Origin of the sequence: Lawsonibacter sp. LCP25S3_E2 (assembly GCF_052117285.1) — a bacterium.
In the GTDB taxonomy this organism is placed as follows: domain Bacteria; phylum Bacillota; class Clostridia; order Oscillospirales; family Oscillospiraceae; genus Lawsonibacter.
The window spans coordinates 169837-191368 of the sequence record NZ_JBQKJL010000005.1; the positions used below are offsets into that span (position 1 = coordinate 169837).

General features: G+C 51.5%; 20 protein-coding genes, 1 tRNA gene and 1 pseudogene. 5 read left to right on the forward strand and 17 right to left on the reverse strand.

All coding sequences use genetic code 11. The annotated features are described in order from the left end of the window. Positions 1-39 precede the first annotated feature (39 nt). Both thiI and ACTQ3R_RS06730 read right to left on the reverse strand, forming a co-directional pair. A complete protein-coding gene (gene thiI, locus ACTQ3R_RS06725) occupies positions 40-1206 on the reverse strand; it encodes a tRNA uracil 4-sulfurtransferase ThiI (protein ID WP_441778372.1) in 1167 nt (388 codons plus the stop codon). Beyond that, positions 1175-2134 carry an exonuclease domain-containing protein gene (locus tag ACTQ3R_RS06730; RefSeq protein WP_441778373.1) on the reverse strand — a complete coding sequence of 320 codons (960 nt, stop codon included), beginning with the start codon at positions 2132-2134 and terminating at the stop codon, positions 1175-1177. Before ACTQ3R_RS06730 ends, thiI begins: the two co-directional genes overlap by 32 nt. A gap of 218 nt (positions 2135-2352) precedes the next feature. On the opposite strand from ACTQ3R_RS06730, the gene ACTQ3R_RS06735 reads away from it, so the two are divergent. The 4 genes from ACTQ3R_RS06735 (at position 2353) to ACTQ3R_RS06750 (ending at position 6375) form a co-directional block, all read left to right on the forward strand. Next, a complete protein-coding gene (locus ACTQ3R_RS06735) occupies positions 2353-2988 on the forward strand; it encodes an ECF transporter S component (RefSeq protein ID WP_441778374.1) in 636 nt (211 codons plus the stop codon). Further along, complete coding sequence (locus ACTQ3R_RS06740; RefSeq protein WP_441778375.1) at positions 2985-3950, forward strand: P1 family peptidase; 966 nt, start codon at positions 2985-2987, stop codon at positions 3948-3950. The genes ACTQ3R_RS06735 and ACTQ3R_RS06740 overlap by 4 nt, the downstream gene beginning before the upstream one ends. 376 nt (positions 3951-4326) lie before the next feature. Beyond that, positions 4327-4402 (forward strand) — tRNA-Pro (locus ACTQ3R_RS06745). Between the two features lie 344 nt (positions 4403-4746). Continuing rightward, complete coding sequence (locus ACTQ3R_RS06750; protein WP_441778376.1) at positions 4747-6375, forward strand: HNH endonuclease; 1629 nt, start codon at positions 4747-4749, stop codon at positions 6373-6375. Positions 6376-6538: 163 nt separating this feature from the next. Here ACTQ3R_RS06750 and ACTQ3R_RS06755 read toward each other — a convergent pair whose 3' ends face one another. From ACTQ3R_RS06755 to ACTQ3R_RS06825, 15 genes are all read right to left on the reverse strand, one after another. Further along, positions 6539-7768 carry a tyrosine-type recombinase/integrase gene (locus ACTQ3R_RS06755; RefSeq protein ID WP_441778377.1) on the reverse strand — a complete coding sequence of 410 codons (1230 nt, stop codon included), beginning with the start codon at positions 7766-7768 and terminating at the stop codon, positions 6539-6541. A gap of 55 nt (positions 7769-7823) precedes the next feature. After that, entirely contained in the window at positions 7824-8042 is a 219-nt protein-coding gene (locus ACTQ3R_RS06760; RefSeq protein ID WP_008980528.1) for a helix-turn-helix domain-containing protein, read from the reverse strand. A 69-nt stretch (positions 8043-8111) separates the two neighbouring features. Beyond that, entirely contained in the window at positions 8112-10058 is a 1947-nt protein-coding gene (gene mobP3, locus ACTQ3R_RS06765; protein WP_441778378.1) for a MobP3 family relaxase, read from the reverse strand. After that, complete coding sequence (locus ACTQ3R_RS06770; RefSeq protein WP_008980526.1) at positions 10046-10465, reverse strand: hypothetical protein; 420 nt, start codon at positions 10463-10465, stop codon at positions 10046-10048. Before ACTQ3R_RS06770 ends, mobP3 begins: the two co-directional genes overlap by 13 nt. Before the next feature lie 187 nt (positions 10466-10652). Then, positions 10653-11198, reverse strand: a complete 546-nt coding sequence (locus ACTQ3R_RS06775; protein WP_441778379.1) for a helix-turn-helix domain-containing protein — start codon at positions 11196-11198, stop codon at positions 10653-10655. After that, on the reverse strand, positions 11195-11374 hold the full coding sequence (locus ACTQ3R_RS06780; protein WP_441778380.1) for a DNA-binding protein: 180 nt from the start codon (positions 11372-11374) through the stop codon (positions 11195-11197). Before ACTQ3R_RS06780 ends, ACTQ3R_RS06775 begins: the two co-directional genes overlap by 4 nt. 200 nt (positions 11375-11574) lie before the next feature. After that, on the reverse strand, positions 11575-12282 hold the full coding sequence (locus ACTQ3R_RS06785) for a hypothetical protein (protein ID WP_441778381.1): 708 nt from the start codon (positions 12280-12282) through the stop codon (positions 11575-11577). 225 nt (positions 12283-12507) lie between these two features. Continuing rightward, on the reverse strand, positions 12508-13752 hold the full coding sequence (locus ACTQ3R_RS06790; RefSeq protein WP_441778382.1) for a Shedu immune nuclease family protein: 1245 nt from the start codon (positions 13750-13752) through the stop codon (positions 12508-12510). A gap of 39 nt (positions 13753-13791) precedes the next feature. Then, positions 13792-15807 (reverse strand): AlwI family type II restriction endonuclease, encoded by a 2016-nt coding sequence (locus tag ACTQ3R_RS06795; protein ID WP_441778383.1) that lies wholly within the window; start codon positions 15805-15807, stop codon positions 13792-13794. A 14-nt stretch (positions 15808-15821) separates the two neighbouring features. Continuing rightward, positions 15822-17726: a Dam family site-specific DNA-(adenine-N6)-methyltransferase gene (locus ACTQ3R_RS06800; protein ID WP_441778384.1), complete on the reverse strand. Its 1905-nt coding sequence runs from the start codon at positions 17724-17726 to the stop codon at positions 15822-15824. A 6-nt stretch (positions 17727-17732) separates the two neighbouring features. Beyond that, positions 17733-17945 carry a helix-turn-helix domain-containing protein gene (locus ACTQ3R_RS06805; protein ID WP_054324281.1) on the reverse strand — a complete coding sequence of 71 codons (213 nt, stop codon included), beginning with the start codon at positions 17943-17945 and terminating at the stop codon, positions 17733-17735. Positions 17946-18328: 383 nt separating this feature from the next. Then, complete coding sequence (locus ACTQ3R_RS06810) at positions 18329-18646, reverse strand: DUF6809 family protein (RefSeq protein WP_441778385.1); 318 nt, start codon at positions 18644-18646, stop codon at positions 18329-18331. A 54-nt stretch (positions 18647-18700) separates the two neighbouring features. Beyond that, positions 18701-19669 (reverse strand): tyrosine-type recombinase/integrase, encoded by a 969-nt coding sequence (locus ACTQ3R_RS06815; RefSeq protein ID WP_441778386.1) that lies wholly within the window; start codon positions 19667-19669, stop codon positions 18701-18703. Further along, the gene (locus ACTQ3R_RS06820; RefSeq protein ID WP_441778387.1) at positions 19666-20376 is read right to left on the reverse strand and encodes a tyrosine-type recombinase/integrase; all 711 of its coding nucleotides are present in this window, start codon (positions 20374-20376) and stop codon (positions 19666-19668) included. Before ACTQ3R_RS06820 ends, ACTQ3R_RS06815 begins: the two co-directional genes overlap by 4 nt. A 602-nt stretch (positions 20377-20978) precedes the next feature. Next, positions 20979-21176 (reverse strand): integrase core domain-containing protein, encoded by a 198-nt coding sequence (locus ACTQ3R_RS06825; protein ID WP_441778388.1) that lies wholly within the window; start codon positions 21174-21176, stop codon positions 20979-20981. Positions 21177-21202: 26 nt separating this feature from the next. Here ACTQ3R_RS06825 and ACTQ3R_RS06830 point away from each other — a divergent pair. Further along, a pseudogene (locus tag ACTQ3R_RS06830) lies at positions 21203-21532 on the forward strand (hypothetical protein); the annotation flags it as partial.

Sequence of the window (21532 nt, forward strand, 5' to 3'; positions counted from 1 at the left end):
CAGGGAAAGCCCTGTGGGAATTTTTATTCTTGGTACAGCTTATACCTGGACACGCTCAATGCCCTCCACGGCGGCGGAGACCATGGACTCAATGTCCAGGGCCTGCTCGGCAGCCTCGATCTCCTCCAGAGTGGGGCGCAGCCGGGGGTGCCGGGGGGTAAAGACAGTGCAGCAGTCCTCGTAGGGGAGAATGGAGGTGTCAAAGGTGCCGATCTTCCGGGAGATCTGGACGATGTCCTCCTTGTCCATCCCGACCACCGGGCGAAGGATGGGCAGTTTGACCACCGCTCCAGTGACGGTCATGGCCTCCATGGTTTGGCTGGCCACCTGACCCAGGCACTCGCCGGTGACCAGGGCTTTGGCCCCGCACCGCTGGGCCACCCGCTCAGAAATGCGCATCATGAACCGGCGCATAATAAGGGTAAACAGCTCCGGCGGGCAGGAGCGGCGCAGTTCTTCCTGAATGGCGGTGAAGGGGACCACATGGACGGTGAGCCGGCCGCACCAGGGGGTGAGCAGCCGGGCCAGCTCAAGAACCTTCTCCTTGGCCTCGGGAGAGGTATAGGGGTAGGAGAAGAAGTGGACCATCTCCAGAGCCACGCCCCGCTTGGCAATCATCCAGGAGGATACGGGGGAGTCGATGCCCCCGGACAGCAGGGACACTGCCCGGCCGTTGATGCCCACGGGCAGGCCGCCCGCGCCGGGCTCAGGGTCGGCGTGGACAAAGGCGGCGTAATCCCGGATCTCCACATGGACGGTGAGCTCCGGGTGGTGTACGTCCACCTGGAGGTTGGGGTAGAGCTCGTCCAGCTCTCCGCCCACATACTGGCTGAGCTGGATGGAGGTCATGGGGAAGGTCTTATCCGCCCGCTTCGTCTCCACCTTAAAGGTTTTTGCGGTGGAGAGCTTGTCATCCAGATACTCCCGAGCAGCGGCCAGGATAGCGTCCTTGTCCTTCTCACAGGCGCGGGCACGGGAAAGGCCGACTACACCGAATACCTTCGTGAGGGCTTCCCAGGCTCCATCCATGTCGCACTGGTCGTTCATGGGCTCCACATAGGTGGTGGACTGGCGGGTATAGACCCGGAACTGGCCCAGGTTATTGAGCCTGCGGTAAATGTTGGCCTGAAGCTTGTCTTCAAAGCTGCGGCGGTTCAGTCCCTTGAGGACCAGCTCACCCAGCTTGAGTAGTATCATTTCGTTCATGTTTATGATCCTTTCTTCGTCTGCGGTAGCGCCGGCGGCCCTTGGAGCCGCCCCGGCAGGGATAGTGTGTTCCGGTTTTGGCCCGGCCATAGTCCTTCAGTACGGCCTGCGTCAGGTCGGGTATCCCCTGGTGGCCCGTCCAGTGTCCGTCCTCTCTCTGAGAGAGGGTCAGCCGGCAGAGAAAATGACCGTGGCTGGGGCAGAGAAGGTCGGTGTAATAGGTGCCAGGCTGGAAAAAGTTCCAGGACTGGATCCAGATGGGTTCTCCACACAGGGGACAGGCGCCCTTTCGGGCGGCGCGGCTGTTCAGCGCGGACCGAAGGGAGGGGTGTGGACCCACCGGGTGGCTGGGCTGGGGGGGATAGGGATGCATGAGATAGCGCAGGGTCCACCTGGGCCGGGCGGACAGCTCCAGCAGATCTTCCGGCACCCAGGCGGCGGTAAGGGCGGTGTACATAGCGTCGTGGAGGGCATTATGGTAGGAGAAGCACTCCGGAATCTGACAGTACTCCACCGCCCACCACAGGGCAATGTTCTGCAGGGTGCCCATGGTGAGGGAAAAGGCAGTCTGCAGGTCGTAGATGGCCTGGGGCTCCAGAGTGGGGAGCCTCCAATAGCGGGCGTTCTGATTTAATGTGTCAAAATCGTCGGCCCCCCAGGCAGCAAAGTCTGTCTCTCCGCCGCACCAGCTGAGAAAGCTATGGTAGGCGGTGGGAAAGTCCAGGGTGGAGGTGAGGGAGGCATCGATTTCCGGCAGGGCCTTGGCGGTGCGATTGAGGCGGCGGTGCACTTGGGGCTTGATGAATACGTTAAAGGTGTCTACAATCCGTGTGCCTGGACGGTCCAGGCGTACTGCGCCGATCTGCAATATTTCGTCCAGGGGCGTTTTGTCATACCCTCGGTTCCACTCCAGATCCAGAACGATCAAGCCCTCGCCTCCTTTTATGTATACTCTATAGGACGATAACACATCCTGGCCCTCCCGTCAATAAAAAGCAGCTCTGTTTGTTCCAAAGCACGGGAAAAAAGGGAAAAAGCCCCTTGCAAATTTTAAAAAACCGCGCTATACTCCCCTTGTCTCTGCCTATGGCGGGATAAATTTGCGCTGCATCCACAGATGTGGAGCGGCAGCAGGAGGAATTGAATATGAAACGCAAAACCAATGTACGCTATCTGTCGGAACTGGCACTGCTGACGGCCCTGGTGCTCATCATGGCCTATACCCCACTGGGTTATTTGAAGACCCCATGGGGTGTGGAGATCACCTTCATCGTCATCCCGGTGGCAGTGGGGTCCATTATACTGGGACCCATGGCGGGAGGATTTCTGGGATTGGTGTTTGGCTTGACCAGCTTCTTCCAGTGCTTTGGGGCCAGTCCTCTGGGGGCTATGCTGCTCCAGGTCAATGCCCTGGGCACCTTTTTCTGCTGTGTGGTCAACCGGGTGCTGGTGGGTGTGATTCCCGGACTTCTCTACAAGCTGCTGGGGCGCTTTGACCGCACCAGAGTGGCAGGAATTGCCCTGTGCTGCTTTCTCACTCCGGCGCTGAACACGGTATTGTACATTGTGGGCAACTGGTTTATTTTTGCAGACACCTGGCTGAATATCTCCGTCACCACCTATGGCTATTCCGGAGCGGGCGGTATCAGTTTACTGGCCTTTATGATGGGCTTGGTGGCGGTCAACGGCCTGGCGGAGGCGGCATCCTGTCTGGTGCTGGGTACTGCCGTGTGTAAGGCGCTGCAAAAGACAGTCAACCGGAGAGAGGTAGAGCTGGCATGAAGGAAATCGGTATCATGGAGGTAGGAGGCTTCCGGGTGGGCCATGCCCAGGATTCGGAAGCTGCCACCGGCTGCACGGTGATTCTCTGCGATCGGATGAGCCCTGCCGGACTGGATGTCCGGGGGGGAGGCCCCGCTTCCAGGGAGTCCCAAATCCTCAATCCCGTGGCTGCAGCGGAGGGGATCAACGCAGTGCTCCTGTCGGGGGGCAGCGCCTTTGGACTGGATGCGGCCGGAGGTGTGCAGCGGTATCTGGAGGAGCGGGATATTGGCTTTGACGTGGGGGTGACGAAGGTTCCCCTGGTGAGCCAGTCCTGCCTGTTTGATTTGACCGTGGGCCGTAAGGATGTGCGTCCTACCGCTCAAATGGCCTATGAGGCCTGTGAAAATGCGTCCTATGAGGCTCCGGCGCAGGGCAATGTGGGCGCGGGCACCGGCTGTTCCATTGGTAAGTACCGGGGAATGGAGCGGGCCATGAAGTCCGGCTTTGGTACCTGCGCTTTCCAGGCAGGGGCGTTAAAGGTGGGAGCCCTGGTGGCAGTGAATGCGCTGGGAGATGTGTACGGCCCCGACGGAAAGCCGGTTGCCGGTCTGTTGAATCCGGGAAAGACCGGCCTGTCCAGCACGTTGGAGGAGATGTTCTCGGATGTGACCTTGGCTGAGAATCTTTTTACCGGGAATACTACACTGGGTGTGGTGGTAACCAATGCAAAATTGCATAAGACCCAGCTTTGTAAGATCGCCGGTATGACCCACAACGGATATGCACGAGCCATCCGTCCGGTGCATACTACTGCCGATGGAGACAGCATTTATGTCCTGTCCTTGGGAGATGTGCAGGGAGACGTAAACGTAGTGGGGGCCCTGGCTGCTCAGGCCATGGAGCAGGCGATTCTCCGGGCTGTACAGTCGGCTCGGTCAGCGTATGGCCTTGTGGGCTGGGAGACCCTATACGGAAGATGAAAAAACGGCGGCGGGACACCTCCCGCCGCCGTATATTATGACTGTTCTGAATGAGCAGTGAAAAAATTTCACCTGGGGATTGTTTTCTGGGATAGACTCTGGTATACTTACTTGCAAGGTCAAAATTTGAGCGGTGGTTTAAATAGCTCGCTGGGTTTGGGAGCATATCCAGCCCATCCATGAGGACAAAACCGCAACCCCGCAACCCGCTGGGACACTACCAGAAGCGGGAACCAGTTCCGTAAAGCCATTGGTCAAAAAACGGCCAAGACCACATGAAAGACCACAGATAAAACAATTCCATAACCGGGTGTAGCGCAGTTGGTAGCGCGCTTGCTTTGGGAGAATCCGCCCAGGCCACCCCACAACTTCATATCCGGGTGTAGCGCAGTTGGTAGCGCGCCTGCTTTGGGAGCAGGATGCCGCAGGTTCGAATCCTGTCACTCGGACCACCTTCCTTAGAAAAACCGCCTAAAAAGGCGGTTTTTCTGCGTTTTAAGCTTGGTTTTTGCGATTTTGTTTTTTGCTGTTTCGTGGTGGTTCAAAAGTCAGAAAAGTGGCGGGCGCATGAGCGAGGATAGCCGCTGAAAACACCAAATCCCTAACCCATCCCTATCTCCGTGCAGCTCCTGTAGTACGGGCATTGTTAAAAGGCCCCCATAGTTGCACCTATCCAGACTGCAAATCAAAAATTCTAAACGGAAAAGGCTGGTCAAAAATAAGGCAGCATGCTATACTGGCAACATCTGAAATCGGCTCTCAGAGGTGAGCCACACAAAAAGAGAGGGAGTTAGAGATGATAGTTTTCATCGCAATTGTTGTTGCCATTGTGGCATTCAAGATTATGCGGAAGAAGCAGTACGAGAATCTTGAAGCCGAGGCATTACTTTCCTTGGGCTTTTCAAGCTGGAATATTATTTCCTATGTTGACGAGTATGTCACTGTAAAGAGCCGGCAAACCCTGGAGAAGTATGATGATATTAAGTTCTTCAAGGAGAACAAGGAGAAGCTACCCAGTGCAGAAGCGAGGATACAGCGCAAGAGAGAGATTTCTTCTCGCCTGACGCAGTTTCTCCAAAGCAACGAACTCCAGTCGCGTCCCCAGTACAAGAAACTGAAAAAGCAGGTTGAAGAGGTTCTGAATAATGCTGCCTCTTACCGCATCAGAGTCAGCTATATATCCTCCGCCGGCAACAACCTTGGTTCTAAGGATATCCATGTCGGGCAGTATCGAATCGACAGCTTCAAGAAAGACCCTTCTTTGCTAATGGGGAAAACCGAGTACAACAAATTCCTCAAGGAGCAGCAAAAAGAAGCTCTTGCCCAGAAGCAGCATGATTTTTACAACCAGGTCAATGCCATTATTGACTATGCCAACAACAACCGCGACTCTCTGATTATCAAAGGAAGCCAGGAACAGCTGGATAGCTTAATTGGACAGCTGTTCGATCGCACGGTAAACAGCATTAAGAAAATTAAATCCCTTGACAGCGAGGAATGGGGCCTTATTGAAGACTTCATAACTCGCCTCAAAGCGGATATCGAGAGGATTGTTGCTTCAAATCAGCGTATCCTTGATTATTATGCTTCCCCCGACTTCCAAAAGATTAAGGAGACTTGTGAAGTGCTTATGAGTTCTCAACGAGACTTCAATGAGTACATCAACGAGAAAGTTCAGTCTATTTCTGAGCTCTTTGGAACTCGGGTCGTCCGCAATGAGACGGTAAACGAGGATGAATACAACTACATCCGGCCATATAAGAAGACCATCACCCCCTTCACTGCGGAAGTGTCTGCCACTGTTTTTGCCAGTGCTGAGAACAATCCTCTTGACTATATCGTCAAGAACTTCTACCCCAACAAAAGTGCGTATCCTGACCAGATTCAGAAGCTCTATCATCTGGTTGAGGAGCTCCAGACTCTGCGAGAGGCAAAGCAGATTATTGAAAACTATAAGGCTGATTATCAGCAGTATCTTGGCGATGTCCCGGCGTATGTCATGGAAAATGATGAAGCCGGATTTTACTCCCGCTTGGGCTTTGCAAACATTGACGAGAGTGTCCTGACCGTTGAGTATAAGTTTGCCTATACTTCCGGCGGCGGAATGGCCCAGCGCTCCTTTACCGTTCCTATGACAGAAGAAACGATTGCTGAGCTGATTAAAACTCTTGAGAGCAAACTCACAGCAAGTGCCTTTGCTAAAGAGCAGCGCACCATGATGACCAAGAAACTGCGGGAAGCCATCAAGACCCGCGACGATTTCACCTGTTGCAACTGTGGCAATTCCACCCACAAAGAGCCCAACCTCCTGTTGGAGATTGACCATATCATCCCCGTCTCAAAGGGCGGCCGCACGGAAGAGGCAAATCTGCAGACTCTGTGCTGGAAGTGCAACCGTACAAAGAGCAATAAGATTCTTGCGTAAACGACAAAAGAGCGGGTGGCCACCCGCTCTTTCCTTTTATTCTGTGCGTAGAGTCTTATTTGTCATTAGTAATGCAAACGCCTCACTCTGTGAAACATTGCTTTTCTGCGCAACAAAACAGATGCCCAAGGGACGCGGCGCTGTCCCTTGGGCTTCAATTCTTTCACCCCACTCTCTCGAACGGTATCACCTTACACCGGTTCTCCTCCGGCGGGTCAGGCGGCTCCGGTTCCGGTTTGGCCGTCGCCGTTTCCATGAAGCCGCCGATCTTCTCCGCTGCACCTCTCTGCATATCGTTGGTGATGTGCGTATAAGTGTCCAGAGTGAACCCGGCGCTATAGTGGCCCAGCATACTGGACAGGGTCTTTACATCCACGCCGCTGGAGAGAGCCATAGTGGCAAAAGTGTGGCGCAGATCATGGAAGCGAACATGCTCCTCGATACCGGCCTTCGCCAGCAACTTCCGGTTGATCCTGGACACCGCATCTGGGCTCCAGTAGCCGCCGGTGCGGGGCGACGGGAACAGGATGGGGTTGTCCGGGTGCTGTTCATGCTCCTGCACCAGCAAGGCCACCGCCTGCTGGGACAGCGCCACCTTGCGGACAGAGTTCTTGGTTTTGGGCTCTGTCACCACCAGCTCCCCGTCGATGCGGGTGACCTGCTTGCTCACCGAGAGGATGCGGCCCTTCACATTCAGGTCATCCCACCGGAGCGCCAGCAGCTCCCCACGCCGCAGGCCGCTGGACAGTTCCAGGAAGAACATGGGCAGCACGCCGTACTTCTCCGCCTCACTGAGATATACCCCCAGCTTCTCTGGCGGAATGATGGTCATCTCCTTTTTCTCCTTGGGCGGGATGCGGCAGTTGTCACAAGGGTTGTAGGGAATGATCCGCTCATTAACCGCCTGCTTCAGCGCCGAGGACAGCACCATGTGGATGCGCCGCACCGTACTTCCAGACAGAGTCGTGTCGGTCTTTTTCTCGAACCGCTGCACCCGCCCTTTGGTCTTGGAATCGTTGTACATCTTCTGGATCTGGATGGCGGTAAGCCGTTTGAGTTTCACTCCTCCGATAGCCGGTACGATGTGGTTTTCGATCATGTTCTCATAGGTCTTTGCGGTGTTGGGGCGGATCACAGGCTTGCTGTAGGTTTCAAACCACAGCCTGCACCACTCCGCCACGGTGTAGTCCTCGTTGTGGTTCACCGGGATGCCCCGGTTGTCCCGGATGGCCTTTGCCAGTTTTTCTTTGCATTCGGCCTGCGTCCTGGCGGACACGCTTTTCTGAATGGCGCGGCCGGTGCTGGGGTCGATGCCCTGGGTGTATCGGCCCTCCCAACGGCCGTTGGGCTTCTTTCGGATGCTGCCCTCGCCGTTTGCTCGTTTCTTTGCCATCGTTTATCCCTCCTTGGCAACACAAACAAATACCACAGAATCTTTGAAATAGCCACTAAAATATTTCCGTCTTTTTGGCCGCCTGCTCGTCGATCCACGCCATGAACTTATCACGGGGGACGATGATCCGGCTGCCCAGAGTGATGGTGGGGAAATCCTGCCGGTGGGCCACCTCGTAGGCGTGGGCCAGTCCGATGCCCAGCACATCGGCCACATCCTGCACGGTCAGCATCAGAGGGAGTTCATTGAAAGAGTTGTACTTGGATCGTTTCATCGGATTCCTTTCTACCCTTCTGCCGGAAGGGATTTTATTCTTTGTTTTGCGGCTCATTTTCTGCGCCGCTTACATGGTCATCTCAGGCCACTGCTCCTCATGGTCATCCGGCTTGTGGCCCATAGCAATCTTCTTCTCCTGGATCTTCTGCCTGAGTTTTCGGTCCACCTGCTGGCCCGTTGGGACGGCAGGCGGCACAGAGTTGTCCTGGAATATCCGGCTCATGTGGTAGAGCATCTGAGTGACCGCCAGCATCACAGAGGGCGGGCGGAGATCGTTCCTCTGCGCCAAAAAGAACTGGGCATACTGATTTCCCTGGGCGACGGAGCGGCTGAACCACGCCATCGCCTGGGCCTGATTTTGGAGACAGCCCTGTCCCATTAGGTACAGCTTGCCCAGCATGTACTGGGCGTACTGGTTGCCCGCCTCCGCCGATTTGGTGAACCAATCCTCCGCTCTGGTGGTGTCCTTGTTGACGGTGTTTCCCTCCAGATACTCTTTGCCCAGACGGTAAGCGGCGAAGTGGCTTCCGTTTTCCACCGCCTGTTTCAGCCAGCGGATGCCCTCGTCCGGGTCCCGCACCTCCCAATCGTCGGAGAGAAGCAGCTTGGCAAGGGCATACTGTGCTTCCTGCAGGCCCTGTTTCGCTGCCTGAGTGAGCCAGTGTTTGGCCTTGCGGTTGTCAGGGATCAGCAAAGGGCCGTCCCGGTAGAGTTGTCCCATTCGGTATTGCGCATAGGCGTCGCCGCACTCCGCCACCTGTTCCAGCTTCTCCGCCGCCCGGTCACGGTAGTCCAGAGAAATGTCCTCGTTCCGAATGATTCGCCACAGCTCCCGGCAGGCATTAGACTCACCACGCGCCTGTTCTGGCTCGTCGTGCTCAGCCAAGTTATCATCCTCGAAGGAGATCTCACCCAGACGGATGTGCTCCGCCTCCTGGATGACAGCGTTTTTGATCTGCCGGAACTCTTTCTCCTGGGACAGCTTTTTCCGCTCTCTGGGTTTGTCGTGGTAGTAACTCTCCACCTCGCCCTGGAGCCTGCACCACCGGTCGTAGCACTCACGCACTACCGGCAGCTCTTCCAGCTTGTCCACTACCTCGTCCACGGTTTTCTTCACGGACTTGGGAAGGTAGCCGTAGGATTTTTTGCCCTTGACCGTTTCCAACTGTCCGGCCAGTTGCTCCATCTTCTGCTCAATCTCGGGAGCTGTACAGACGCTTCGTGTCATCTCCTGGGTGAGTTGCCGGATCACGCGGCGAGCCTCCCGCACCAGTTCATCCCTCGATTGTGACTTCTGTTCGTAGGTGTGGAGCATCTCCTGTTTGAATATCTGATTGGTGAGCGCAGATTTGATGTTGCGGATACCATCCCGCGTGAGATATGCTTCTCCCGGCTGTGTCGACCACGCCATCATGTGGACATGGGGATGCTTGCCCTCATCGTGGAAGGCGGCATACCAGCGGAAGTGATTTGGTTGGATGTTCATAGCGGCAGCGACTTCATTGCGATTGGCTCGGAGCAGGTTTCGCCACGCTTTGGCATTGTCATATCCAAGACGCGCAGCGTCCTCCCGCTTCAGGGAGAGAATATGCGTCCACACATTCCCGTTGTACTGATCCAGTTCCTGCATGGCCTGCTCCAAGTCCACAGCATCTTCATCACCAAAGAGCCCGTGGTCACCAAGCCGCTCCGCGCGAGGCCGGGTGGCAATGTACTTCATGTAGCCATCTGACTGCTGCACTTGAGACCAGTTTTCCTCCAGTGCTCTGGTGATAAAGACAGAGGCATTGGCCTTGGTGGGCTTGTCTTTGTAATCGGAATACTCGCCCAGCTCCCTGGCCTCCGGAAAATCCTTTGTCAGTTTGGTGATGAGCTGCTCCTGCTTTCGAGTGGGCGGACGGTCATCTGTGAGGATCTCCACCCGTTCCCGTGTACCGATGTACCGCAGATAGCCGCTGACCGAACTGCCGCCTCCGCACTTGAGATACGGGCTTTTCACGATCAATCCTGCCACTCATCGTCCTCCTCCCAAGCCCCACGCACCCGCTGCTCCAGCGAGATGCGGCCATTGGTTTTCCGCACATTTTGAACGCTCTCCGCCCGCCGCCGGCGCAGATCCTCGCCGCTGAACTGATACGCGTCGGCGAGGATACCGGCCACCATGTCCTGCTCCACCGCCTGCCGGAAGGCGATGGAGGACAGCCGCTCCTCCAGCTGTCCCATCCTTCCGTCCAGGTAGGACTTGATGGAGGTTGGGAGAAACAGTCCGGCGTTATTGGCGCTGAGGTAGTCCAGGTAAAAGTCCACCGCCCGTTCAATGAAGGCGGTGATGCTCCGGCTCCCGTCCTCCTGATACCGGCGCTCCAGGATGGCCTTTTTCTCCGGTGAGAGGTAGAGGGGGAATTTTTCTTTTTTGCTCATAATGTTCTCCTTTCCGGGGGTTGACCCCTGTTTTTTCCTTGTGACAGTAGGCTTTCGGGGATAGTGACCGCAGAGATGATATCACTGCCCGGATTTTGACCCCATTTCCAATCCCCGCAAAAGCCCCCGCAACTGCCCGCACTGCGGGCAGAGGTGCTTCTGACGGGGGCGCTTGCGACCCCGTCGTTTATCCTGCTTTTTCTTTCGTCCTCGAGATTTCCTCCGAAAGCGGGCCCAATTGGGCCTCCAACCCTGGATCGGCACTGGGACTCGCTTCCTCCCCGAAAGGCGTACACAGGGCGTTCTGGGGGCTTTCACGGGCCGATTCTGCCAGGCGTTCCGCCGCTCTTTGACGGGCGGCATCCTCCTCCAGTTGCTGGAACTGCCGCTCGTAGAACAATTCGATTGCCGCCTGGATCGGACGGATGGTGTAGAGCAGGTTCCCGTTGAGGGGCCTGCCGTCTTTGCTCCGCACAATCGTCGACTCGGTGCGGATGAGACCTTTCTCCTCCAGGCTGCGCACATACTTGCTCACGGTGTTCTCACTCATACCCAGCGCCTTGCCGATAGTCTTGTAGCTGGGGTAGCACTGGTAGGTTTCTCTGTCCTCGATGCTCAGCAGATAGCAGTAGACAGAGATCTCCGGGTAACTGAGACCGATGTGAAATACTTCATTGGGAACCTTGAAATAGTTTTTGTCAGGATCTCGTTTGGGCCACTGTTGAAACTTCATATAGCACCTCCCGTATACTCCTCCACCCACTGAATAAGTTTTTCTTTCGGCACCACCATACAGTGGCCCACACGCAGTACCAGGAAATCCGGTTCGTGCATGGGTTCATACCCGCTGGACGGTGATATGCCCGGCACCTTTGCCTCGTTGTGGTTTTTGTAGCCAGATTTTTTCATGTTGACCATCTCCTTCTCAAAACTCCCTCTACTTCTTTAGCCGCGAACATTTGCATGTGACATAGGTTTGACATAACCTTTGGATGGTGTCCGAGTTGTCTCTCTACTTGTATTGGGGAAAATATATCCCACTGACATACATTTGACAGAAAAATGGAGCGCCTGCTTTGTCGCAGACGCTCCGTTTGAGGTTGGATTATTTACTTTTGTGCTGGTTTCAGCAGCCGGCATGTTCCCTCCGCCTCGTCCCGCTCTTTCAGCAGAGAGGCCAGAGCAGAGAAGAATTTCTTTTGCTGATAGTCCACGCTGCCACGGTTCAGTTGATGGGCTTCCGCGTACTTGCGAATGGACAGGCCATCCACGAACCGCTCCCGGAAATAGCCCTGGTATGTAACCAGCACCGTTTTCAGGACATTGTCCAGAAACTGCAGGTCCTCTTTCAGCTTGGCGAAGTCACTTTTGGTGATGGCGGCAAATCTCTTTTCCTTCACGCAGAGGCGATATTTGTTCCGGTCGAAGTTGTAGTGCTCGCAGAGATCTTTTGCGTATGCGTAGTAGGTAAGAGATTGCTGATAATCTCGGGAGTCATAAGATTCATCCAGTTGCCAATTTTTTCGTTTACGAACCGGTCCCCGGAAACCTTCTTCCTCCAGCCGCTCTATGGCTTCTCCGGAGATCTTCATATTGAGCATTCGCTTATACTTAGCTTTCCGCTCGCCGTTCACTTCGATAAAAGCGCAGAAGGACTTTTTGCTGGAGGTGTAGTATCTGGGGACAGCCGCAAAGGGGTAGGTGGTCCAGATGACACTTTCCTCGCCGGTGTCGGCATCGGTGGCCAGAGAGATTACATAGACCACTTTCCTGTCGTACCGCTGGTAGTACCCGGCGCTGATCCGTCTGCCCGCCATCACCACACCTCCTCACCTTGCTGTTTTCAGTATAGCGGAGTACAAGGTTTCTGTAAATGACGGAGGCTCTTATTGCTTATTCTCACTCGCAGAGTCAACCCGTTTCTAAACTTTTTTAGACTTGATTCAGGGTTATTTGTTTTGATACAGATTATCATTATCCTATGGTTTCTATCCGAAAGCCTGTTTTCGAACAGTTATCAGCCTTGTGTTATCAGTAAAAAACTAAAAAGGCAGTTCCTCAAAATATTCTTGTGCCATGTGCTCTGTCTCACCCTGCTGAGAAGAATTGTCTTCTGCAAGAATAGAGATTAGGTCGATAATGCGCTGGTAAAGTTCATCAAATGTTAATACTGAAACATTGTTTAGACTATTGCGAAAATTTTCAAATGCAGCAACTTGATTAGCAGACATTGATGACATTTTCCCAATGATCACAACACATTTTGGTGACAGCACTTCAAATGACTCGTTTCCCTGATGGCACAGGGTGTAATAATCTTTTGTGATTTTATCTCTGTAGTTCAATACCTGGTTGACCGCTCCGCTCAACTCGTAACTGAAACTAAAGGTTCCTCGATATGCATTCCCAATAATATCTGTACAGGGAGTTTTTATTTCTATCAGCGCAACATTTTGAGATAATTTATTCTGATAAATGAAGTCACATAAATTTCCACCGCTATTATCAATGCCTTTACCACCGACATAAGCCTTATCTGCAAAAATAGTACATGGACATGCAAATATTTGTGCTAAGACCCATTGATTCTCTTTAAACACTATAGTTTGCCAAAATTCCTCGCTATCATTATCAAGATTACTCTCCATCAGCGATGCGACTCGTTGGAGTTTTTCAATGTTCAGAGAGGTTGTTAAATGCTGCAAGTTCTCGTCTTGTAACTCAGAAAGGCTTCTTTTCAGAGACTCGAGAGAACTCGTCTGAGTAATGAGGCGAAGCAAAATTTTGACAAGGTCATAGTTTTCCTCGTTTCCAATCATTCGGGCTGCTGAGGGGTCGTTTTGAATAATTGAGAGAAATTGCCGGAAACTACTGTCTACTCTTGTATAGGTAGCTGCGCCGTATGGGATTTCACCCATTGCATCAAACAAGTCATAAAGCCGCTTTAATCCGACATATAACTCATAAGTTTCGCTGGTATCAAACTGAAACTCCATCCAATTTTCAACCTTAACCGAACCTCGCGAGACTTTTTCATCAGAAGTGTTACCATCGCTCGGAAAAGCATCTTCATATTTGTGCTTCTTTTCGTACATCAGTTTTCCCGACACAGATTTATGGGGTTCATTTTCGTTTTTCACTAAGGTTGGCAAAAACCTAAGCCTACACATATCTGTTTGGTTTAAAACGATTGGAGAAGCATCCGCAGTGACAGAAGATGTAGAGACAAGATCAACCGTATCAGCAGTCATATCGTGGACTTCTGGCATACGCAGTTTAAGTTTCAAGGTTTCCCCTCCCCTCGTGCAATATTATTATATCCATATTTATGGTTCTAAACTAAGTTCTCCGCCTACAAAAGCAGATGGATACGACAATCTCATAATAGTCTTCTGGAACACAATAACATACGCATAAACTGTACCCTCACCAAACCGATCATGCAGTAGACTTTTACCATCAGGGCAGAAACTTACCTCATCGGGTAACGATCTCAGATATGGCAATTCAACCGTTTTGGCAGGACATTCAGGAAAATTGGCCTCAAGCGCAACAACTTGTCCCTCTCCAAATGCTACATGGCGCACAATGGCTCCAGCCGGAACAAGAGGTACTTCGGAGCCGCTGTGGGCAACAATTCCGTTGGTGATTTCAAGCGACTTTTCGGCAACAGTGGAGTCAATATACTGCTTCCAAGCTGGAGCCTCCAAAATATCTCTCCGGGATTCACATTTTATAATCAAATCTCTAAGTTTCTCTGGGGCTGCCTTGTCCGCTTCAAACATGGACACAAAGTATTTCTGGAACTGTGCCAAGGTCAAAGGTACAATATCAAGCCGCTGCTTTACATCGCCCTTTGCATACCAGACGCCGTGCCTGAATGTCTCTGCAGTGTTGGTATCTATCCGAACAGCAATAAACATACCGTATACAGGCTTGTCGTATTTTAGAACAGCATCAGAAACATGCCTTCTGACAGGCTCACCCTCCATTGCCTCTTGACGGGAGGATGTGGACATAGTAACCTCTGTCAAAATGGTAAAATCGTTAAATTCGCAATACAGATCACCTTTACCGCCACCAGCAGCCGAAACAGGCATAAAGTCAGAATCCAACTTGAATCCACGCACTTCATACGGCTTATTAACCATGTGATCAATCGCCAAGGCCGCACGCCAGAGTGTCCATTCGAGGTAGGCGGGGGTTTCATCCTTGGGAACCTCTATGGCATTATCTTCGTCATAGACTAACTTTCCACCGCCCTTTATCAGCAGAGTCATATAATCTCTGATTTCTTCCCACTGATTGCACTGATCGCTGGCATACTGAATTTCGTCCGTCTGGGCGAGGATATTTTCCAGTCTTTGCCGTGCGATATTGATTTCTGCGGGAGTATTCAAAGGCAGATCGGAGATATCAAAGAGGATATGGCGCTCTTTCATCTGTTTGATGAGATCATCCAACAGGGATTTGGCGACATCTACACTATCCGTGGGCAGAGGCGCACCAGCGCAGAGTAATTTATACTGTTCCATAATAGGTTCTGCGCTTGCGGTGGATTTTGCAAGTTTTTCTGCCAAGACATGCTTTGTGGGTACGATTATTAGACCTCTGCCTTTGCGTTGAAGCACACCAGAAATGCGGAGGTATCTCATATTCATGTCGCTGTAATCCAAGAAATTATCTGGCTTTTTGTCGTAATTTTCGCCCCGTTTGGCAATCTCCTTTTTGTCAAACGGGCGCTTCGCTGGAGCCGCAGCTCTACGCTTTCGCAAATTAAGAATGTTATCAACCACTTCTTCCAAACTATAGCTGGGATTTGTGGTATGACCCCAAAGAGCAAATTCGATTCGGCTAAGCTCAGAGGAACCAGTACGCTTTTCAAGTTCCAGCATAATTGCCAAGAGCCATCTCAGCGGAGAGAAGTAATGCCTGCCATCCGGCATAGGAAATTGCTCCACGCTCATAGCCCGGAGATAACATTCCTGTACTGCAGGATATGTATCTGCTTTTAAGAATGACCTGCCAAAAGGCGTAATATCGTCAAGTGGACCCAAATCTTCTTGACGGCCATCTTTTTTCTGAACCTGAGGATAAATTAGACCGTTTTTCGCAAACATCAACCGCCATTTACGAGCGTGACTGCCGGAACTGTCCTTACCCTCCTCGTTTTGAATAATACCCTTTTCATCGAGCAGATTCATAAAACCGAGTTCGTTATCACGGCCATGAAGATGCCCAACAAATGCAGAACTGGCAAATACAGAAAAACCTTCTTGAATTCGATTTGGATTACGCAGGCCAGTGTTGCCCACCAGCCATATTTTGATTTGTTCGCTCATACGAAAGCCCCCTATCAATATCCAACAAAAAGGTATTCCTGTACTGTATTCCTATGGGTTTTTGCCTCGTTCTGATTGCCAAAGGAATATTTGTAGTCAACGGGTATAACCTCTACATGGGATTTATATTTAGCCATAATCGCTACCATTTCATCCTGTGTAGGCAGGCTGTTTGAGGAATAGGACACGATGAGAATGCTACTGGCAAACTTCTTAAACAGGCGATCAAACGCATCCGCTGCGCCCTTTCTGGTAGAGAATGGCGTAGGATAAGACTTGAATTTTTTCGTCTGCGTATGTTCCTGAATCTCTACGCCTTTCCAATCACGGGCAAGCCCTTCTACAAAGTGGTATCTACGGACATACTCATTATCAGAAAGTGGTGAATAATATGGTGGGTCAATATATACCAAATCTGCCTGTTCTACTCTCAAATCCATTGCATCGCCATGCTTAGAGCGATTGATTTTTCCATTGTCAAAGACGGCCTTGTTGACAGCTTCGACAGCCTCTAAAAACTGCTGTGCAAGCGTTTTTTGCAAGTCCTTACGACCATCATTATATCTCTGGCCGGTGTATGTAAAAATACCACGAGGTCGCTTTTTGATACAAGCACGAATCAGCGCAGTCATTGCAATGGCATGCTTGTATTGATCACGAATTGCAGCAATATTTGTACGCAAGGTATCGATCAAATCATTTTCTTCATCCGTATAATAAAGGCCTTTGAAAGTTGAAGCTACAAAATGATCGGATTCCTTATGCGCAACAAGTAATTCTTTGGCCTCATCCATTGGCAGTGTGACCGTGTTGTTCTCAATCATTGCCTTTGTAAATGTGGCAGACATCGCCATATAGTCATTGCTGATTACTGACTTGCCCTGCGCTTTGAACATATACCCAACAATGCCGGAGCCAGAGAAAAGGTCGACAACGGTGTTTACATCAAACTGTGATGTCACAGACCATATTTCAGAGAGCAGTTTGCTCTTAGACCCCATAAAGCGAGTAGGAGGATATGCTGCAACCTGTTTGGGTAACGGTTGTGGAAGAAACTTAATTAAAGTGCGTTGCTTCGGAGGAATAGTAACAATGACATCTTCACCTTTTCGAGTGCTGCCATTGCAGGAAATATGGCGTTTTGTCTGAATAACATCAATCGTAAATGGTGCGTACAGTTCATGTACCAGCGGGTGGTTTGAGTTTGTCAAGATGATATGGCAACCCCTTTCGTGTAAGGTCATAACCATCTTGGCAAGCTCAATATGATCTTCTTCGTAAAACTGTTCTTTTGTGTACCGCTTGAAATCGGCATACTCAGAGATTGGCAGATAGGGGGGATCGAGGAAGATAAAATCTCCGGTCTGAGCATAATGTTCCAGAACCAAAAGATAATCGCCGCAAATGATGTCGGCCTTATGCAAGGCTTTTGAGGCTGCTCTCAAACCATGTTCATCACAAATTTTAGGATTTTTATATTTTCCGTAAGGAACATTAAACTGGCCTCGCTTATTGACACGATACAAGCCGTTAAAGCAAGTTTTATTCAAATAAATTGTTCTGGCCGCAGCTTCAACTTCTGATAATTTCGTCCAATCCAGCTCTCGAACAGCGTAGAACATTTCCGAGGTGTTTTCATAAGTTTTCAAATAGTGAATAACATCTTCAACATGATTGGCAATTTGCCGATACATGTTAATAAGTTCAGGATTGCTGTCCGCAATAATTGCATTCTTCGGCTGCAATGCGAAAAACATTGCACCGCCACCAAAGAATGGTTCAATATACCGCCCATAAGAGGCTGGTACTTTGGGCAAAAGATCGCCTAACATCTGTGTCTTTCCACCAGCCCATTTCAAAACAGGCTTAGCTTGAGCAGATGCCAATTTTCTAACAACTTGTTCTGCCAAAGTACTCACCTCCTTTTACTTAGAATTTTCGGGAGTCAATTCCATAATATCACCAATATCGCATTGCAGTGCAGTACAGATTTTCACCAGCACATCAGTTGTAACATTCTCGTTTTTTCCGAGTTTTGCCATAGATGCATGACTGATACCGGCAGCGGCACACAAATCTTTTTTCTTCATATCTTTGTCAATCAACAGTTTCCACAGTTTCTTATAACTAACAGCCATCTCTTCCACTCCGTTAGCAAATCTCATACATCGGACTTGCTGAATATAATTCTGCATTCGCTGAATTTAAGGATAGTATAGCACACCAAAATTCATGGCTCAATAGTGAAATTGTAAATGACTGTTCCTCTCAATAAGACTACCGGCCGCAGAATTTCTCCCACAGGTGGCGGATGTAATTTCATTTCTCTTTTGTTTTCAAATTCTTGATGTGTTTTTTCTCCGGCTCCCCGACCATTTTAGGATGTCCCCCTTATTTGAAGCAGTCAACTTAAAGTCGAACTGTCTCTTTTTATTTCAAAGGTCATGTAGCCCAGTTCATTATCGTTAATCGGTTTGTATTGCTGGGGGTACTATACAGCATACTTATGGCAATTCGTTTTTCATTCCTGTCCTTCCTCCGACGCGAAACGAGCGCCCGTTCTCCTGGTCCGGCAGGAGAATGAGCGCTCGTTTTCGTCATTTTGCAGTTCTATTGAGAGCCTCCACGCCAGTTCAAAGCCGGCAGTAAAACTGTCGAGGGAGGTTTGTTCTATGATCAAGTTCTGGGCATCAATGATTCGTAGCACCAGCTTGCGTTCCGGCTTTGCCAGCGCCTCGATCAATGCTTTGTGGCACTCCTCCACCTCGTTCTCCTGTTCATCAAGCTCCGGGCGGACATAAAAGTAATCATACAGTTCTTTGAGCAGTTTGTTTTCCATCGTCATCATCTCCTTGTGACCCAAACATATACCACACCTTCCGCAGAATATCCATCAGAATTTCAGAAGATTATCCAGAATATTTGCCGCTTCCCTAAGATCTTCCGTGGATGATTCATTGGGCTTGCTTTCGCTTTTTGCGGCAGTATGGGTCAGGTATGGTGCATAGTTCTGCCGCGTCATTGCGATCCTGAAGTGGCCCAGCATCCGAGAAACCTCTTTCGTGTCCACTCCATTTTGCAGAGACAGGACGGCGCAGGTGTGCCGGAGGTCTGCGAACCGGATGTGATCCAGCCCGGCCTCTTGGATGATCTCATTGTGCAGCCGGCGCACCATCTGGGGCGAGTAGGGCCTCTGGGTGGCCGGGTGCATGAACATGAGCGGACTTCTTGGGTGTTTAGCGTGTTCCAGGCGCAGGAGTTCAACCGCTTCCGGGGTCAGACTGATGATCCTTGTGCTGCCTTCGTACTCCACCAGCTCCCGCCGTTCCACCGAGCGTTTCTCAGTGATGGTCAGCGTCCGCTCCTTCGTGTCCAGGTCGCTCCACTTCAGGGCAATCAGCTCTCCTTGCCGAAGTCCTGCTGTCAGCGCCAGCAGGAACATGGGGAGGTAACCCAGCCGCTCTGCCGCGTCCAGATAGTCCTCCACTTCTGATGCCGTCAGCACATTGGCGCTGACCTTCTTGGGCTTTGGATAGTGAAACTTACGGGCGGGGTTGTCTGCTATCAGCCCATCTCGGATCGCCTGATCCAGACATTGCTGGAGCAGCCGGTGGATATGCCGCATGGTATGCTCGCCCAGCCCTGGGTACTCGGGGCTTTCCGGGCGGTGACCGCCAAAGCGCCTACGCTCCTCCAGGAAATCTCCGACCTGCTCCACGGTCAATTCAGAGAGCGGGATCTCCCCCAGTCCGGGGAGAATGTGGTTCTTGAAGATATAGCCATGAGCTGCATATGTGGTCGGACGGCTCTGGTTCTTGTCGTAGACCTCCTGCCAGCGGAGAATATAGTCTTTCAGCGTCATATCCCCACCTCCATGCACTGACGCTGCAGGTTCCGGAAGGCCACCCACGGCAGGCCCGCCTGTTTCAGAATCCGCTTGTGGAAGTAGTAGAACTCGTGGAGCTGATACGGCACTCCGGTCTTGGGGTTGAGGAACACATAGCGGCCGGTTTCCGGTATCTGCTCCAGGAGATGCTCCGCCTTGCTGTTGAGGGTCAGCAGGCGCTGCCCCTTGAGGATGTACCGGCAGCGGATATGAAAATCGACCCACGACAAGGTGATAAGTTCACATTGCCGCAGGCCGCTGGAGAGTCCTGTGTAGATGAGAGGGAGTGAGCCCAACTGTTCCGCCGCGTTCAGGTACCGCTGGAGCTGTCCCAAGCGCAAGGGAGTTGTTTGAGACGCTTCTGCCTGTGGCTCCTGACAGAGCCGCACCGGGTTGCAGGGGATGCACTGGTCACGGGCCGCTTCGTCCATGCAGCGCCGCAGGAGCAGATGGACGCACCAGACGCTTCTGGTGCTCAGTCCCTGGCTCCGCAGGCTATCATAGAAACTGGTGACGGTGCCTTCTGATAGCTCCGCCAGCCGGATATCCCCGATTCCGGGGAGGATGTGGCGGTAGATCAGGTTGCGGTATCCGCTCACGGTGCTGCCGCTCCATCTGCCCTGGTTCTCGCAGAACCAGCGGTCGCACCACCGGCCTACCGTGAGGTTAGTTTCTTTCTGCATATCGTCGCCTCCTTTCGGCAAACGAACAATACCACAGAAAGAGAGAAATAGCCACTACTTTATCACCCCGTGTATGCCTTTGTTGTCTTTTTTGCGGCGGCATGGTAAAATGAGTTAACTTTCCATGCTAATTGTAAAGAGCGCCTTATTCTTTGTTTATGCGGCGCAGTTTCTGCGTCTCTGCTTTGAGGTGATTGGCCTATCATCGCCCTTAAAACCGGACGGAACATCTTTTAATACACAGAATCCCATCCCACACAAATCCCAAAAGACGAAAGGTTTTCTTGAAACAAGCAGGGCGAAAGAGTGTTAAAGAGGAACTGCCCAAGCAGCGGAAAGCGTCAAAGAGGACGGAAAAGTGTCGGCTGAAGGCTCCGACACACATTTGGGAGCAAGATGCCGGGAGTTCGAGTCTCCCCACTCGGACCAACTGAAGCAGGGTTGTTTTTCGAACTGCAAAGTCGAAAAACAACCCTCTTCTTTTTCTCTAACCACTGATATATCTTATGTTTTTAAGTTTGCCGAAAAGAAATGCTCCATGAAAAAGGGATAAAATTCACCCCAAAATATACGTAATGGTTCCGGATTTAGACACAGGATTTTCATATATCCTGTGTCTTTTTCTTTCCATAAAGCTCCTCAAAACGGGTAGGAGTTTTATATGCCAGGGTCTGATGAGGCCTTACTTCATTATAAAAGCGCATGTACTCATCCACGCTCTTTTGAAAATCAGCCAGAGAGGAATACTCCCGGCGGTACGCTTCTTCTTTCTTGAACGTTGCAAAAAAGGTTTCGGCCACAGCGTTATCTCGAGGAGTGCCCGGTTTTGAAAAAGACTGCTTACTCTGTCGCGTATACCATGCACGGTAAGCCGGCGCTGCTCAAGGCCACCATGAGCGAAATCCGCATCTGCGACGAGAACAACAGGCTCCTTTGCACGCACGTCAGGTCTTACAAGGACTTTCCCCGGTATATTACGGACGATGCACACATGCCGCCTGAGCACCGGTACTATAAGGAACTGAATGCGCACGACGGGGCCTATTATCGTCGCTGGGCAACAGTGTATGGCGATGCCATGGTGACGCTTATTGACCGCATTCTACGCGGCGTAAAGCACGAGGAACAGGCTTACAACAGCTGCAAGGGTATCCTG

Excerpts from the sequence above, each read along its gene's own strand:
- ACTQ3R_RS06810 (WP_441778385.1), bottom strand. The coding sequence starts at position 18,646 with ATGGAAAACAAACTGCTCAAAGAACTGTATGATTACTTTTATGTCCGC.
- ACTQ3R_RS06735 (WP_441778374.1), top strand. The coding sequence starts at position 2,353 with ATGAAACGCAAAACCAATGTACGCTATCTGTCGGAACTGGCACTGCTG.
- ACTQ3R_RS06815 (WP_441778386.1), bottom strand. The coding sequence starts at position 19,669 with ATGACGCTGAAAGACTATATTCTCCGCTGGCAGGAGGTCTACGACAAG.
- ACTQ3R_RS06760 (WP_008980528.1), bottom strand. The coding sequence starts at position 8,042 with ATGAAACGATCCAAGTACAACTCTTTCAATGAACTCCCTCTGATGCTG.
- ACTQ3R_RS06775 (WP_441778379.1), bottom strand. The coding sequence starts at position 11,198 with ATGAAGTTTCAACAGTGGCCCAAACGAGATCCTGACAAAAACTATTTC.
- ACTQ3R_RS06805 (WP_054324281.1), bottom strand. The coding sequence starts at position 17,945 with ATGGCTGTTAGTTATAAGAAACTGTGGAAACTGTTGATTGACAAAGAT.
- ACTQ3R_RS06750 (WP_441778376.1), top strand. The coding sequence starts at position 4,747 with ATGATAGTTTTCATCGCAATTGTTGTTGCCATTGTGGCATTCAAGATT.
- ACTQ3R_RS06740 (WP_441778375.1), top strand. The coding sequence starts at position 2,985 with ATGAAGGAAATCGGTATCATGGAGGTAGGAGGCTTCCGGGTGGGCCAT.
- ACTQ3R_RS06770 (WP_008980526.1), bottom strand. The coding sequence starts at position 10,465 with ATGAGCAAAAAAGAAAAATTCCCCCTCTACCTCTCACCGGAGAAAAAG.
- ACTQ3R_RS06795 (WP_441778383.1), bottom strand. The coding sequence starts at position 15,807 with ATGAGCGAACAAATCAAAATATGGCTGGTGGGCAACACTGGCCTGCGT.
- ACTQ3R_RS06820 (WP_441778387.1), bottom strand. The coding sequence starts at position 20,376 with ATGCAGAAAGAAACTAACCTCACGGTAGGCCGGTGGTGCGACCGCTGG.
- thiI (WP_441778372.1), bottom strand. The coding sequence starts at position 1,206 with ATGAACGAAATGATACTACTCAAGCTGGGTGAGCTGGTCCTCAAGGGA.
- ACTQ3R_RS06785 (WP_441778381.1), bottom strand. The coding sequence starts at position 12,282 with ATGGCGGGCAGACGGATCAGCGCCGGGTACTACCAGCGGTACGACAGG.
- ACTQ3R_RS06780 (WP_441778380.1), bottom strand. The coding sequence starts at position 11,374 with ATGAAAAAATCTGGCTACAAAAACCACAACGAGGCAAAGGTGCCGGGC.
- ACTQ3R_RS06755 (WP_441778377.1), bottom strand. The coding sequence starts at position 7,768 with ATGGCAAAGAAACGAGCAAACGGCGAGGGCAGCATCCGAAAGAAGCCC.